Below are 14,819 nucleotides of genomic sequence, written 5' to 3' on the forward strand. Positions count from 1 at the left end.
GCAGCTGGGGCTTTTTAATTATTTTATGTTATATCAATCAGTATATTACGGTCCTCAATCTTAACCGGATAGCTACGATCATCTTCTAATTTAAATTCAAAAAATAAAATCTTCGGTTTCTTTAGACCTTTACCAGTCTTTGCATCATATTTGGCACCATGTCTTGGACAAGTGATGACCCCGTCCTGTAAGTCACCTTTAAATAACGATCCTCCCATATGCGGGCATTTGTTGGAAATAGCATAATATGCACCCGCCACTTTTGTCAGCAAAATGGCTTTGTCGTCCACTTCAACCAGTTTTTTTTCATTCTCTTCAAAATCTTTTATTTCTGCAACTTTTTGAAATCCCATTTTTTCCTCCATTTTTTCAAGTTTTGTTATTTTATTTACCCTTTTACTTAACTTCAAAACAAATCCCTCTGGTCCTTGATTGACAAATTTAAAAATTCTGCCTATAATGGGGTTAAATCATTATGAAACCAACCAGAATCGTCATATTTTGAAATTTTAAGAAGAGGTGATCTTATGTCTGCAAAAAAAGTATTTACGACCGAACAAGCAAAAGAAACGGGTAGAATGCTTGGAATTAGTTGGAACAAATTTGACATTGAACAGTTTCGAATGGGCATGGATGTTGAGCTTGAGCATGGCACGGATAATTCCCGCACAAATGTAACCGGCGATGATCCTTTCGTCACTGGTAAAATTGCCTTGGCTCATTTAAATGAGTTTCCCGATTATTATACCCGTCTTGAAAAAATGGAAGAAGAGGCTGAAGCTTTTTGGGAAGGTAAATAACTAGTTATCCTTCCTGTTGCCAGCACGTTAAAAAGAGCGTCCCAGAACTTAGGGATGCTCTTTTTATGAACTTTGCAACTTATTAAACAAGCCGTTTTGGGACATTTTTAAATCTGATTGTCAAACATACTGCTTAACCCGATCCGAAAATCAAAGTCTTGGAGGACTCATTTCCCAAGGTGCCTTTTTTTGCTCTTTTTCTATAATCTCACTGATTTGGGAAAATATTTCATGGATCCCGCTATCACCTTTTATTTTATGAAGAATCGCTTTCTTCTCATAAAATTCCAGAATCGGCTGTGTTGTTTGATTATAAATATCCAGGCGCTCCAAAATAATTTCTTCCTGGTCATCCGCCCGGTGAATCAATGCGGTTGAGCAAACATCGCAGGTTGCCGATATCTTTGGTGGATTATATTTAATGTGATAACTTTCTCCGCATTTTGGGCAGACCCGTCTCCCTAAGATACGATCGACAATAATTTCTTTGGGGACATCGATTAGAAAAACATAATTGATCTGTTCACTCTTTTTGTTCATAAAAAGATCTAGAGCCTGCGCTTGCTTTTTATCGCGCGGAAATCCATCCAGTAAAAAGCCCTCTTGGCAATCTTCTTTTTCTAATCGTTCCTCCACAAGCGCAATCGTGATACGATCTGGGACAAGCTGCCCTTTGCTGGTATAAGCACTTATTTCTCTTCCTTCTGGCGTTCCCGATGTTATTTTCCCACGGAAAATATCTCCGGTCGAGATATGCGGAATATTAAAACAATCACATATCAATTTCGCCTGCGTTCCTTTTCCACCGCCGGGTGTTCCTAATAAAATAATTTTCAAATAACCAACCTCCAAAATTTGTTGTACTACCTGATAAAATCGACAACGGTAATATTTAAGGCCCGACGATCGGCCAGGCAGATATCAAAGGGTTTTACATTCTCATCACCATTTTTAAATACCCGAATATTCGGGCGCATGCAGTAACTTTCAAAATTGTCAGTCACTACACCCGTCATACCATTGCTTAATTTAACCGAGGTTCCAATCGGGTATGGCGCGATTTTTCTGACAAACAGACTAACGAGATCTGGATCAAATAAGCTTTCAGTTCCGCCCATGATGTACTCGATCGCTTCTGATGGAAGTAACCCTTTTCGGTAAGGCCGATCCGATGTCAGGGCATCATAAACATCGGCGATTGAGATAATTCTTCCATAGAGTGAAATTTCCTCGCCTTTGGCATTATTGGGGTAACCACCACCTGAAAACTTTTCATGATGATCCAAAATACCGGTCTGAGCTCCAACACTTCCTACATATTCATTTGTCAGATATTCAAACCCTAGATAGGAATGCTTTTTCATTTCTGTAAATTCACTATCAGTCAATGGTCCTTGCTTATGGAGAATATACTTCGGAACAAAAACTTTTCCGATGTCATGCAGTAATGCACCAAATCCCAGATTACATAAATCTGTTTTATCAAGGCCTAAAGCAGTCCCAAGGCCAATCGATAAAACCGCTACATTGACCGAATGAAAATAGGTATAGTCATCAAATACTTTCAGATCAACCATATTGAGCATCATTTCTTTGCTTTTAAGAATTGCGTCCACAATCGTTTCAACCTGGTTCTCCATTTTTGTGAATTGTTCTTTTGGGACCGACACGTTATTCTCTTTGCAAATAAATATTTCTTTAATACCATTGACCGTCTTCATTCTCACATTGCTGTTGATCGTGTGTACGATGGGTATATTTACTACCTGTTCTTCTTCGACATACAGGCCACTACATTTATACTTACGAATTTTATTAATTAATGCTGCATCTAAAACAGTTTTTCTTGCCAGAATCAGCTCTCCTTGTTCCCCAAAAAAGTCTGAAACAATAACCATCCCTTCTCGCAAGCAAAATATTGGCACAAATCTCATGGTGTCTTCCTTCCACCGTAAACAATATAAACCACTCCGTTTTGAATGATTTGTTTTTTATTTAGGAACTATTAAAAAGCTAGTTTCTTATTGATTAAAGTTTGTTTCTTTAAATACGATGATAACTTTTTACTTAATCTTTGTCAATCTAAATTTGCAAACGTTTGTTGCCTGAGATAAAGCTAAAACGTCATCATAATCCACCGGACTACAATGACGTTTTAATTCTAATTCTTTCTTAGTTGATTAAATAATCCGACTCGCTGTCCTTAAAACAGGTTGCGAAAAAAGTTACCAATTTCCTCGAAGAAGGTCGATGCTTTCTGAAAAAAACCCTGAGTGCTCTGGCCGGCTTCGACCAATTTAAGAAATGTATCCGGGTCCATATTCAACTCATTAAATTTGTTGACAAGACTCAAAATCTCTTCAATTTGCTGGTCATCCAAAACAGTGTCATATTTGTCTGCGGTCTCAACAATCAGCTCCCGAATTTCATCATCATTCATTGTCTTCGTTTGGGCAATCTCGCTCTTTAAGCTATTAATAATGTTAACTGCATCATCGCCAATGGCATCCTGTAGTTCTCCAACGACCACCACTTCTTCAACTGCCGTCGTTTTTGCTGTTTCATCAAGACGGGTATCGGTTGCCACTTCATAGGCTTTATAAATGCCGGTTAAGGCACCTGTACCGGATACCGGGGTATAGGCTGCGACGATTACTTTCGCATTTTTGATACCGGCCGTTCCCAAAGCTGATTCATACATCTTATCGGTTACCCAATCAATATTATGGGTTTCCAGATCGATTCCTCCCGACGATTTTTCTTGAACATAAACACTGGAAAGGGCCAGCGTTCCAATTTTATCAAGGGATACCAAACCTTCTAAATACTCCCGTTCATCCGCATTGGTTACAACAGTTTCTTCAACATCGCCTCTTTTAATCTTGAAATAGTCATAAACTGTTTTTAGTTGCGCTTCAGTATTATCAGCTCCAATCGCGACACCGGCGCTTTTTGAATCTGCCAGTACGGGACTCACCATTACCATTGATAACACAATCGCTAAAATTCCTATTATTATTTTCTTTTTCATTCTACACCTCATATCCTTACTGTTTTTTTATAAAGTCAACTTAAAACAGCGGTATAATCATAACAATTAATCCTATTTTTTAACTTAATTTTGTGAACGCACGAGAATATTTCAGCGAATTACCGAAGTCTCGCAGCTTCAAAAAAAAGAAAAGCCGACTGCTTGCGCAATCGACTTTTTGTTCTAAATAGTGGTGCGAGAAAAGGGATTTGAACCCTCACTGCATTGCTGCAACAGATCCCTCAAACCTGCGTGTCTGCCAGTTCCACCATCCTCGCATAAGTAACAGGTGTTTTGACCCTGTTTTCTTATTATAAAGGAATGAAAGAAAAATATCAACTATTTTTTTATTTTATTTACTAACCCATTCTGTTTTGATATTTATTTAACCAGAAGCTTTCGCCTGGTAAAATAAGCATTCGTTGTGATCAGAAGATCATCCAGACTACCATTGTTCTCAATGATCGTATCAGCCAGATTGATCTTATCCTCGTCAGACATTTGCATCTCAATACGTTTTGTAGCCTGTTCTCTGGTTAGTTTATCTCTTTTCATTATCCGGTTAATGCGAATCTCTTTATCGGACACGACCAGAATTGTTTCATCGACACAATTTTGCAGATTCGTTTCAAAAAGTAGCGGACAATCATAAAAAACTGTCGGGATCCCAGATTTTTTATAAAAAGCGATTTGCGAATCATACAATTTCTTTATTACTGGATGAACAATGGCATTTAGTTTTTTTCTGGCCTGTTCATCATTAGCAATCATTTCTCCTAACAGACTGCGGTTTAGTTCACCGTTTTCTTTGATGACTTCCTGTCCAAAGACTGCAGCTATTTTTATTAAACCGGGACTCCCTCTCTCTACGGCCTGTCTGGCTAATTGATCAGCGTCGATGACAATATAACTAAACCGTTTTTTTAGGATGTCTGTGACAGTGGATTTACCTGAAGCAATCCCACCGGTTACACCTATTACTCTCATCACCGGCTCCTGCTATTTCACATCATACCAGGACATCCCGGTGTTCACATCAACAGTCAGCGGCACAAAAAGCTTAGCCGCTCCTTCCATTTCTTCTTTAATCAGACGTTCTACCCGCTCATGTTCATTTTGAGGGGTATCGATGATTAACTCATCATGCACTTGCAAGATCAATTTGGCTTCCAGACGCTCCACTTTTAAACGGTTATACACCTTGATCATAGCAAGTTTGATAATGTCTGCCGCACTCCCCTGGATGGGCGTATTTAAGGCCATTCTTTCCCCAGCCTGAACCAGCATGGCATTTCTGGAGTTCATTTCCGGAATGTAACGTCTTCTTCCCCAGATGGTGGTGACGTATCCTTCTTCTTTGGCTTGGCTCTTGACATTTTCCATATAGGCCTGTACCTTTGGATAGCGGGAAAAGTAACGGTCGATATAATCCTGGGCTTCGTTTCTTGAAATTCCCAAATCTTTCCCGAGACTAAAGGCCTGCTTGCCATAGATCAGGCCAAAATTGATGGCTTTGGCCTGGCCGCGTTGGGTTCTTGTGACCGCATCCAGGGGAACGTTAAAAATCTCCGACGCGGTTCGGGTGTGGATATCCTGTTCTTTTTTAAATGCATCAATCAGATTCTCATCACCGGAAAGATGGGCTAAGACCCGAAGTTCAATCTGAGAATAATCAGCATCCACCAGCATTCGATCAGTCGCCGATGGCACGAATACCCGTCTGATTTCTCGTCCCATTTCGGTTTTTACCGGAATATTCTGTAAATTGGGATTGGAACTGCTAAGTCGTCCGGTTGCTGCCACGGTCTGATTAAAGGTCGAATATATTTTATGGGTTTTGGGCTCAACAAAAGCCATCAAACCCCGACCGTAGGTTGAATCCAACTTCGACAGCATCCGATATTCGATGATTTTTTCAATGATTGGATGAAAGTGGATGAGTTGCTCCAAGACATCAATATTGGTGGAATAGCCTGTTTTAGTCTTCTTTATTACTGGTAGCTTTAATTGTTCAAAAAGAACGGTTCCTAATTGCTTGGGCGAATTAATGTTAAAATTTTCTGTTTCAGCTAACGCATAGATATCACTGGTGAGGCTGGTAAGCTTATTTTCAAATTCGCTGGATAAAACTTCCAGCTGGTCTAAATCAATTTTAAAGCCCAGCTCCTCCATCGACACCATCACTTCCAGCAAAGGCATCTCAATGGTTTTAAACAAGGTCATCATTTTTGTTTCATTGAGTTCTTTTTCCAGAACGGTTTTTAAATCTTTAATGGTCTCACAGTTTTTGATCATATAATCAGCCAGTAACTGCTCATTGAGTTCTTTGGCTTTTTGCATTTTTTTACCTTTTCCAAACATCTCCTCATCATCCCGAAGGGTCCGATTGAGATATTGATAAGCTGCCGATTTTAAATCATATCGCTGATCTCCGGGGCTTAAAAGATAGGTGGCGATATAAGTATCAAACGCTTCGGTGACTTCGAAAATGTCATTTTTATGAAAAATATGGATCAGATTCTTTAAATCCTGACTGATGATCGCCAATGTTTTAATCGTTGGAAGTTTTTTGAGTTTCTCAAAAAATTTCAAGTCATTAACGGCCAAACAATCCAGATAATAAAAACGGTCTGCAATTCCCAGGGCTAAATAAATCTGCGTCTCCTCCCGATGATAATAAATGATCACTTCTTTAGTGTTTTCGAGATCATTAAACAAACCATCCATATCTGAGTCAGTTTTAACCCAGCTAAACGCCACTGATTTTTCAATGGTATCCACTGTTTCGGCGACATCTATTTTTGACAACAACGTATTAAATTCCAATTCTTTGAGCAAGGTGATACTCTCCGGATTAAAAATATTATGAAAGGCCAGTTCTTCAAAATCGCCTTGCCAGGGAACATCCAATTTAATGGTTCCCAGCATTCGGCTCATAAACGCATCCTCTTTTCCGGCGATTATTTTTTCCTTTTGCTTACCTTTTTGCTCGTCGATATGCTCATAGATCCCTTCCAGATTTTTATATTGTTGAACCAGCTTAACTGCTGTTTTTTCGCCGATTCCGGCAATACCGGGAATATTGTCAGATTTGTCTCCCATCAGAGCTTTTAAATCAATCAAATCTTTAGGTGTCAATCCGTACTGGTCTTTGACCCAGGCTTCATCCACCTCTTCCAGTTGGGATATCCCTTTTTTTGTATACAACACCTTAATTCTCGGTCCAACTAACTGAAAGGCATCCCGATCACCTGTGATGATTTCTGTATCGATCCCTTTTTCTGACCCAATGCTTGCCAGGGTCCCTATAATATCATCGGCTTCAAAGCCTTCCAACTCGACAATGGCAATATCCATCTTTCTAAGCAACTCTTTTAGAATTGAAAACTGCTCGGCCAGAAGCTCAGGCATATTTAGGCGCCCACCCTTGTAGTCGTCATAGGCTAAATGCCTGAAGGTTGGTCCTTTTAAGTCAAAGGCAACGCCTAAATAATCCGGTTGGTATTCCTCTTGAATTTTAACTAATATATTAACAAAGCCATATAAGGCATTTGTCGGTACGCCCTTCGAATTTGACATTTCCCGGATGGCATAAAAGGTCCGGTAAAAAAGACTGTTTCCGTCGATTAAGATACTTTTCATTTGATCTCTCTTTCTATCTTTTTCTGCTTAATTAAACAAATATTATTATACCAAAAGTATCGCGAATTGAACATTGAATAAATCCAAATTCCTCACTTGACAACTATCTTTGTCAGATGTATACTATTAATGACAACTTTATTTGTCGTTTTGACAATTTTATTTGCCAAATTTAAGTTTGGCTTAGGAGGTACAAGCATGGTATTGGAAAATCGTTTAAAAGAATATCGGGCCCGAAACAATCTAAATCAGTCTGATTTGGGAAAGCTGGTCGGTACATCCCGGCAAACCATTAGCCTGATTGAACGCGGCGATTATTCGCCATCTGTTATTTTAGCGTTAAAAATCGCCAAGGTTTTTGGTGCAACTGTTGAAGAACTATTTTTATACAAAGAGGAGTAAACTTATGAAAAAACTAAATTCGACGATCAAATTTTTTATTATCCTGGTTTTATCTGCTTTTATCGGCGGCCTATTGGGAGGTAGTATTGTTTATGGTGAGGCTGCAATCAACAGAAGTCTTAACAGTTTTCAAAATTTTATAATTACTAATAACTTGTTAATCCAGGCGATTCTTCTTGGACTCTGTGCGATTCTTATTTTAATTTTATATTTCTCGGCCAAACTTAAGGTGAAACAATTGGAAGAAAATAATGATATACTCTTTGATCAGATTGACCGTCAGCTGGGATTTCTTGTTCCTTTTATCTCGGTTACCATGATTACCGGATTCTGCCTTTTCGGTATTACCATTGCTAATACCCTTGAAGATTTTGAATTTTTAGGCTTCTTTATCTTTTTGGCAAATACTGCATTCACCTTGATTATGACAGTCCTTACCATAAAATTGACAAAGGTTTTATATCCTGGAAAAAAAGGAAACCCGCTCGACTTTAACTTTGACAAAGAATGGGTTAAAAGCTGTGATGAAGCTGAAAAATTCATTATCTACAAAGCGGCTTATCGATGCTATCAACTCATGAATATTGTTTATTGTGGTGCCGTGACACTTTGTATGCTTACTTCCATTGCTGTTAATATCGGTATCTTTCCCTATTTACTGATTGGATTTTTATGGATAACCCAGACCTTAATTTATGCGATATCAGCCAATCGATTTCAACACGGACAATTAGATAACGGACAATAATTATATTCCAATAGGAGTAATGAAAAAAAACAACCCATCCTTTGAAGTGCAAACTTGCATGTTAATGTCACCCGAGAAGTATTTTTGATAATCTGTAAAGAAGATTAGCAAACCCATCGTTGCTCTCTAATTTTATTACTATTCGATCTCAAAAAAAGTACCGTTCTGATATGTAAACGATCAAAACGGTACTTTTTGTATGAAAGAAAGCTCTGGTTATTCAGTTTATCTCAATTATATTGCAAGCAAATATTTAGTACTTGTAATTACTAAAACGATTCAGAATTTTAAAATGAATAAACTTTTAGTGTTTTATAACTTGATTCAACTTCCCTTGAATCTCATTCATCAGGTAATCAGTATAAGGAATCTCGGTAAAGAGCCGTCCTTTACTATAAGGCTTAAATTCCACCCTGACCGCATCCGGATCTTGGGTGTTTAGAATCTCACCAATGTCAACGTTTTTAAATGCTGGGGTTGTTTCCCCAATAGCCTTTAGAATTTTTCCTGGACAAACTGAGCCAAGATCCTCCGCCAAAATTTCAGCAATTGCCTGAACCATCTTAATATTGTTAATTCCCAACGGATTTTCTACTGACTTTTTCACCTTAAGGAGTCGGCCTTCTGTGTTCACAAAGGTACCGTTCACTTCCGCGAAAGCCAGTGCCGGCAATACCACATCGGCATTCTGGGCAGCCGAACTCAGGTGAGTATCCTGAACCATTAAAAATTCGTATCCGCTTAGATCTGCATTGGGTTCCTCACCGAAGAGCAGCAGCGCTTTCGCCGTTTTTAGAACCGTTGGTGTGTTAACAACCCCCAGCGCTTTTAAACCCCGGCTGTTGTTCTTAACGGCTACTCTGAAAATGCCACTACGTTTACCATCAAATTTGCCAAGGAGTCCGAGGATATCGCCAACCAGGGCCGAAGCTTCTGCGGTGATATACTTATCACCCATAACGACGACCAGGTTTTTAGCATTAACCAGGCCTTCACCAATAATTTGAGCTTCATCACCGATTTCAAAATCCGCAAGCGATGCTTTTAATGTGTCCAAATTTGTCACATCCGCTTTCAGTTTACCATTTTCAAGGACATACCTGGTGATTTCTCCCAGGAATTCAAGATCATCACATTCAGTAATAAACTCATCCGCGATATGATCATAACCACTTTCTAAGTGGTTAATGACAAAAATATTGGCGCCTTTTTTTGATGCCTGAGTCAGTTTATATTTGACAATGGGGTTATTAACTGGTAACAATCCGAGCACCAGAATGGTATCCGCGGTCACAATTGCATTCATGTCGCCAATTGCATCGTTGCCAGGCAGAACCGTGTCTTCACCCTGTTCCCGATTGGAAAAACTAAAGGTCTCTGCTCGAAGCACCTTAGCCAGTTGAGTCATGTTAAAAATTTCTTCATTTGTATATTTAGGTGATATGCCCATTTTTACGGCATCACTTCCGTATCGAGCAGCAATGCTCTGGGATTTTTTTGCAATCATCACAAAGGCATCGTACCAACTGGATTCTTCCAGTTCACCCTGTTTATTGCGAATCAACGGGGTCGTCAGTCGATTTTCCCACTGCACCAGATTGGTACCGAATCGCCCCCGACCGCACATAACACCTTGATTGATATCCTGGTGGTTTTTCTGCGGAATGGCCTTGATAATGGTATCGCCCTTCGACTCAATGATAATTTGGCAACCGGCCGAACAATAACCGCAGGTCGATTCGGTTTTATCTGTATCCATGGGCACTTGTTTAATGCCAATAAGCCCTTCTCTTAAGGCGCCTGTGGGACAAACAGCAATACATTGTCCACAACTGACGCAGCTTGTATCTTTAAGAGGCTGGCGCAGGGCCGGTTCCACAATGGTCTCAAAACCACGATCCACCAGACCTAACGCTGAAACGCCGATAATATCCTCGCAGACCCGGACGCAAAGGCCGCAGGTAATGCACTTGCTGTTATCCCGAATTACAAAGGGGTGGTCATCCTGGATTTTTGCTTCCGGGTTCTTGCCTTTAAAGCGCTCTGGCTTAACCTCATATTCGTTGGCATAGGCGACCAGCTTACATTCGAAGTAATCCTGACAGCCACATTCAAGACAACGCTTTCCTTCTTCCACCGCTTGAAGCGGGCTGAATCCTTCCACCACTTCCAGAAAATTATCATTACGGGCATCTGGTGCCAGGTGAGTCATCACCGGTCGTTTGTTTTTCTTAATGCTTTCCAAATAGTCCTGATCCACCGATTCACGAATCACAAAGTAGGGTTCATGGTAAGCAATAGCTTCTCCACTTAAGTATCCTTCGATAAAAGGAACCGCTTTTTTGGCATCGCCGACGGCTTTAATGACAATGGAAGCACCGCTGTTAATACAATCTCCACCAGCAAAAACGCCGTCTAAATTCGTTCGGAAGGTTTGTTCATCGGCCAGAACGGTGTTCCATTTGGTCAGTTCCAGGTCATCTAGTCCTTTGGGATTGATCCCCTGGCCGATGGCCAGAATCAATGTATCGACATCAATGATCTCTTCTTCACCGTCGATAGGAACTGGCGATCGACGACCGCTGGCATCCGGTTCTCCCAGGGCCATTTTTTGAAGTCGAATTTTGACGATCTGTCCATCCGTCCCTTTAATAACTTCAATGGGGTTGGTCAAATTTTTAAAGATAACCCCTTCTTCTTCAGCTTCGATAATTTCAATTTCTTCCGCCGGCATTTCTGCTTTGGTTCGACGATAGATATTATAGACTTCTTTGGCACCAAGTCGCAGTGCGGTTCGGCAGGCATCCATGGCGGTGTTGCCACCACCGACGATGGCAACTTTTTCGCCAAGCACAATGGGTTCGTTATTGGCTACCTGTTGCAGCAATTCGATCCCACCGATGACCCCTTTGGCGTCAATGCCTTCACACCGTAGTCCGGAACTCGTCCAGGCACCTAATGCGACATAAACAGCATCGTGGTTTTTACGGATGGTTTCAAAGGGAATATCGACACCGACCCGGGTGTTATTTTTAAAGACAACGCCCATCTCTTTTATCAATTCCACTTCTTCATCCACCACCCCTTTGGGTAATCGATATTCAGGGATTCCATAGCGGAGCATCCCCCCCATTTTGGGCATAGCGTCATAGATGGTAACAGCGTGACCGGATTGAATCAGATAGTAGGCAGCGGTAAGTCCGCCCGGTCCACCACCGATGATCCCGATTGTCTTGCCACTCGCTTTTGCGATTTCGGGCATAAACATGTCATGAGTCATATCGAAGTCAGCGGCAAAACGTTTGAGCCAGGCGATGGCGATGGGTTCATCAACTTCGCCCCGGCGACAGGCCGTTTCGCAAGGATGTGGACAGACCCGGCCAATCGCCCCAGGCAATGGCAATTGTTCTTTGATCAGCTTTAAGGCTTCGGCAAATTCACCATTGGCGATTAAGCCAACATACCCCTGACAGTCAGTGGTGCCGGGACAAGCCCGTTTACAGGGTGCTACACAGTCCCCAATATGTTTTGAGAGCAACAGCTCCAGATTGGTTTTTCGGGATTCAATGACCCGGGGGGTCTTCGTGTTTACCACCATATTATCGGTGATTTCGGTGGCACAGGCTTTTAAAATTTTGGGGATGCCAGCAACCTCTACGACACAGAGTCCGCAGGACCCATAAATCTCCAGGCGTTCGTCATAGCATAGGGTGGGAATATCTATTGCATTTTCCCGGGCTACTTCTAAAATGGTTTGTCCCGGACGACCGGTTACTTCTTTTCCATCGATGTTCATTTTATATTGTTTCATTCTCCCACTCCTTTCTAGTCAATGATGACAGAATCAAATTTACAGACAGAGAAGCATTTGCCACACTTGATACAAATGTCCTGACTGATTTCATGCACTTTTTTCTTCTCGCCGGTAATCGCATCCACAGGGCAATTCTTCTTACAGGCCCCACAACCGACACATTTTTCTTTATCAATCGTATAGGTCAATAGCGGCTTGCAGCTTTTAGCGGTGCATTTTTTATGATAAATATGATCTTCATATTCGTTTCGGAAATATTTGATGGTGGTTAACACCGGGTTAGGCGCTGTCTGACCCAAACCACACATGGAACCATCCTTAATCTTATAACAAAGTTCTTCTAGCAGTTCGATGTCACCGTCCAGACCCTCGCCCTGAGTAATTCGATTGAGGATTTCCAGCATTCTTGTGGTACCAACCCGACAGTAAGTGCATTTACCACAGGACTCTTTACAGGTGAAGTCGAGGAAAAACCGGGCCATGTCGACCATACAGGTGTTTTCATCCATAACCACCATCCCACCGGAGCCCATGATCGCGCCGGTTTTAGTGATTTCAGCGTAGTCGATCTGGGTATCAAGGAGACTCGCCGGGATACATCCTCCGGATGGTCCTCCCATTTGAACGGCTTTAAAGGCGATATCTGCTTTAATCCCCCCACCAATCTCGTAAATAACATCTCTTAAGGTTAGTCCCATGGGAATCTCTACCAAGCCACCCCGTTTAACTTTGCCCGTTAAAGCAAAAACCTTAGTCCCTTTGCTCTCAGCAGTACCCAAAGCCGCGTAGGCTTCGCCACCGTTTCTAAAAATCCAGGGAACATTGGCAAAGGTTTCGACGTTATTGATATTGGTTGGCGCATTCCAGTAGCCTTTCTGGGCCGGGAAGGGCGGTTTTAATCGGGGCATGCCGCGTTCGCCTTCTAATGAAGCAATCAGCGCCGTTTCTTCACCACAGACAAAGGCACCGGCACCGGCTTTGATACGCAGATCAAAGTCGAATCCGGTTTCAAAGATGTCATTACCCAAAAAACCATTTTCCCGTGCCTGATCAATGGCTTTTTGTAAACGTACAATCGCCAGGGGATACTCAGCCCGGACGTAGATAACCCCTTCATTGGCGCCAATGGCTTTAGCACCGATTAGCATTCCTTCGATCAAAGCATGGGGATCACTTTCAAGAACAGATCGGTCCATGAAAGCACCGGGATCGCCTTCGTCGGCATTACAGACCATGTACTTGGTTTTTCCGGGTGATTTTCTAGCGGCGTCCCATTTGAACCAGGTCGGAAATCCGGCACCGCCCCGACCTTTTAAACCCGCTATTTTAACAGTTTCAATAATCTCTTCCGGGGATAGTTCAGTGAGACATTTTTTAGCAGCCAGGTAACCATCTACCGCCTGATAGTCTTCAATCCGCTCGGGATCGATGATGCCGGAGTTACGCAAAACAATCCGCTTTTGTTTTCCGATCATGGTAAGATCAGAATCCGAGATCTGCAAATCTTTCAGCTCATCCTCGCCCAGCACATAATCCTCAACAATTCGTCGGGCATCGGCAGTTGTAACATTAACAAAGGTTAGTTTTTTACCGTCCTCAGTAATCAGGTCAACAATTGGTTCCAAGTAACAAGTACCAATACACCCCGTTTGTTCAATGGTCAAGTCCAGGTTTTTTTCAGCAAGGATGGCTTCAAAAGCAGTCTGCACCTTGTGTGCTCCGGCAGCAATCCCGCAGCTACCAGCTCCAATTACAATTTTCATGCTGTCACCTCCTGCGCAAGCTGTTCTGCTCCGTTGGCACCGCTGCTGGCATTTTCTTTTAGCTCAGCCAGAATGCGGGTTACCTTTTCTTTGGTCAGTTGTCCATAGGTATCATCATTGATCATCATCACCGGAGATAAGCTGCAGCACCCCAGACAAGCGACGTTGTTGAGGGTAAACAGACCATCTGCTGTGGTCTCACCTTCATTGATCTCCAGGTAATCCATCACCGCTTCTTCTACCAGTTTGGACCCGTTGACATGACAGGCAGTTCCCTGGCATAGCATGATCAGGTATTTTCCTACCGGTTCAAACCTAAACTGGGTATAAAAAGTAGCTACCCCGTAAACTTTAGCAATGCTGGTATTGGTTTCCACCGCAATATGACGCATCAGAGCAACCGATAAAAAGCCGTACAGTTCCTGAGCTTTCTGCATGATGGTGATCAGACTTCCGGGGATGTCGGCGTAGTGGTCCAAAACCGGATCCAGTTCCTCAAAAGGCTTTGGTTGATCTCCATGACAACCACAGCTACATCCATGTTCATGTTTTTCTTGATTCATGTAAAACTCCTTTCGGGTTCAATTAATAATTGGCATCAGCAAACACTAATGCTAGT

The 14,819-nt window shown here is 41.8% G+C and carries 12 protein-coding genes and 1 tRNA gene; 3 read left to right on the forward strand and 10 right to left on the reverse strand.

Translation table 11 applies throughout. From position 1 onward, the window contains the following. Window positions 1-23: 23 nt before the first annotated feature. The gene (locus ACIZ62_RS10760; protein ID WP_322518990.1) at window positions 24-353 is read right to left on the reverse strand and encodes a Rieske (2Fe-2S) protein; all 330 of its coding nucleotides are present in this window, start codon (window positions 351-353) and stop codon (window positions 24-26) included. Between the two features lie 174 nt (window positions 354-527). Here ACIZ62_RS10760 and ACIZ62_RS10765 point away from each other — a divergent pair, with 174 nt between their 5' ends. Next, window positions 528-800: a DUF5661 family protein gene (locus tag ACIZ62_RS10765; protein WP_111886647.1), complete on the forward strand. Its 273-nt coding sequence runs from the start codon at window positions 528-530 to the stop codon at window positions 798-800. A gap of 150 nt (window positions 801-950) precedes the next feature. On the opposite strand, the gene ACIZ62_RS10770 is transcribed toward ACIZ62_RS10765, so the two are convergent. The 6 genes from ACIZ62_RS10770 to polA form a co-directional block, all read right to left on the reverse strand. Then, window positions 951-1,637 (reverse strand): adenylate kinase, encoded by a 687-nt coding sequence (locus ACIZ62_RS10770; RefSeq protein WP_111886646.1) that lies wholly within the window; start codon window positions 1,635-1,637, stop codon window positions 951-953. 26 nt (window positions 1,638-1,663) lie between these two features. Then, window positions 1,664-2,734 (reverse strand): HD-GYP domain-containing protein, encoded by a 1,071-nt coding sequence (locus ACIZ62_RS10775; protein ID WP_111886645.1) that lies wholly within the window; start codon window positions 2,732-2,734, stop codon window positions 1,664-1,666. 269 nt (window positions 2,735-3,003) lie between these two features. Beyond that, a complete protein-coding gene (locus tag ACIZ62_RS10780; RefSeq protein ID WP_414150152.1) occupies window positions 3,004-3,831 on the reverse strand; it encodes a DUF1002 domain-containing protein in 828 nt (275 codons plus the stop codon). Window positions 3,832-4,022: 191 nt separating this feature from the next. Continuing rightward, window positions 4,023-4,109: transfer RNA gene (locus ACIZ62_RS10785), tRNA-Leu, on the reverse strand. Window positions 4,110-4,212: 103 nt separating this feature from the next. Then, window positions 4,213-4,818 carry a dephospho-CoA kinase gene (coaE, locus tag ACIZ62_RS10790; RefSeq protein WP_322518989.1) on the reverse strand — a complete coding sequence of 202 codons (606 nt, stop codon included), beginning with the start codon at window positions 4,816-4,818 and terminating at the stop codon, window positions 4,213-4,215. A 12-nt stretch (window positions 4,819-4,830) separates the two neighbouring features. After that, on the reverse strand, window positions 4,831-7,473 hold the full coding sequence (polA, locus tag ACIZ62_RS10795) for a DNA polymerase I (RefSeq protein ID WP_414150153.1): 2,643 nt from the start codon (window positions 7,471-7,473) through the stop codon (window positions 4,831-4,833). A gap of 204 nt (window positions 7,474-7,677) precedes the next feature. Between polA and ACIZ62_RS10800 the strand changes: the two genes are divergently transcribed. After that, a complete protein-coding gene (locus ACIZ62_RS10800; RefSeq protein ID WP_371414202.1) occupies window positions 7,678-7,875 on the forward strand; it encodes a helix-turn-helix transcriptional regulator in 198 nt (65 codons plus the stop codon). Between the two features lie 4 nt (window positions 7,876-7,879). Further along, the gene (locus ACIZ62_RS10805) at window positions 7,880-8,623 is read left to right on the forward strand and encodes a DUF3169 family protein (protein ID WP_111886640.1); all 744 of its coding nucleotides are present in this window, start codon (window positions 7,880-7,882) and stop codon (window positions 8,621-8,623) included. 304 nt (window positions 8,624-8,927) lie between these two features. On the opposite strand, the gene ACIZ62_RS10810 is transcribed toward ACIZ62_RS10805, so the two are convergent. Genes ACIZ62_RS10810 through nuoE form a run of 3 tightly spaced genes read right to left on the reverse strand, consistent with a single transcriptional unit; the run spans window position 8,928 to window position 14,763 of the window. Then, a complete protein-coding gene (locus ACIZ62_RS10810; RefSeq protein ID WP_111886639.1) occupies window positions 8,928-12,434 on the reverse strand; it encodes an FAD-dependent oxidoreductase in 3,507 nt (1,168 codons plus the stop codon). Between the two features lie 14 nt (window positions 12,435-12,448). Beyond that, window positions 12,449-14,200 carry an NADH-quinone oxidoreductase subunit NuoF gene (locus tag ACIZ62_RS10815; RefSeq protein WP_111886638.1) on the reverse strand — a complete coding sequence of 584 codons (1,752 nt, stop codon included), beginning with the start codon at window positions 14,198-14,200 and terminating at the stop codon, window positions 12,449-12,451. Then, window positions 14,197-14,763 carry an NADH-quinone oxidoreductase subunit NuoE gene (gene nuoE, locus ACIZ62_RS10820; RefSeq protein WP_111886637.1) on the reverse strand — a complete coding sequence of 189 codons (567 nt, stop codon included), beginning with the start codon at window positions 14,761-14,763 and terminating at the stop codon, window positions 14,197-14,199. Before nuoE ends, ACIZ62_RS10815 begins: the two co-directional genes overlap by 4 nt. Window positions 14,764-14,819 lie beyond the last annotated feature (56 nt).

Source organism: Acetobacterium carbinolicum, assembly GCF_047456275.1.
Classification (GTDB): Bacteria; Bacillota; Clostridia; order Eubacteriales; family Eubacteriaceae; genus Acetobacterium; species Acetobacterium carbinolicum.

Bases quoted from the DNA above. Each gene is read 5' to 3' on its own strand.
- ACIZ62_RS10760 (WP_322518990.1), bottom strand. From the start codon at position 353: ATGGGATTTCAAAAAGTTGCAGAAATAAAAGATTTTGAAGAGAATGAA.
- ACIZ62_RS10765 (WP_111886647.1), top strand. From the start codon at position 528: ATGTCTGCAAAAAAAGTATTTACGACCGAACAAGCAAAAGAAACGGGT.
- ACIZ62_RS10775 (WP_111886645.1), bottom strand. From the start codon at position 2,734: ATGAGATTTGTGCCAATATTTTGCTTGCGAGAAGGGATGGTTATTGTT.
- ACIZ62_RS10780 (WP_414150152.1), bottom strand. From the start codon at position 3,831: ATGAAAAAGAAAATAATAATAGGAATTTTAGCGATTGTGTTATCAATG.
- coaE (WP_322518989.1), bottom strand. From the start codon at position 4,818: ATGAGAGTAATAGGTGTAACCGGTGGGATTGCTTCAGGTAAATCCACT.
- polA (WP_414150153.1), bottom strand. From the start codon at position 7,473: ATGAAAAGTATCTTAATCGACGGAAACAGTCTTTTTTACCGGACCTTT.
- ACIZ62_RS10805 (WP_111886640.1), top strand. From the start codon at position 7,880: ATGAAAAAACTAAATTCGACGATCAAATTTTTTATTATCCTGGTTTTA.
- ACIZ62_RS10810 (WP_111886639.1), bottom strand. From the start codon at position 12,434: ATGAAACAATATAAAATGAACATCGATGGAAAAGAAGTAACCGGTCGT.
- ACIZ62_RS10815 (WP_111886638.1), bottom strand. From the start codon at position 14,200: ATGAAAATTGTAATTGGAGCTGGTAGCTGCGGGATTGCTGCCGGAGCA.
- nuoE (WP_111886637.1), bottom strand. From the start codon at position 14,763: ATGAATCAAGAAAAACATGAACATGGATGTAGCTGTGGTTGTCATGGA.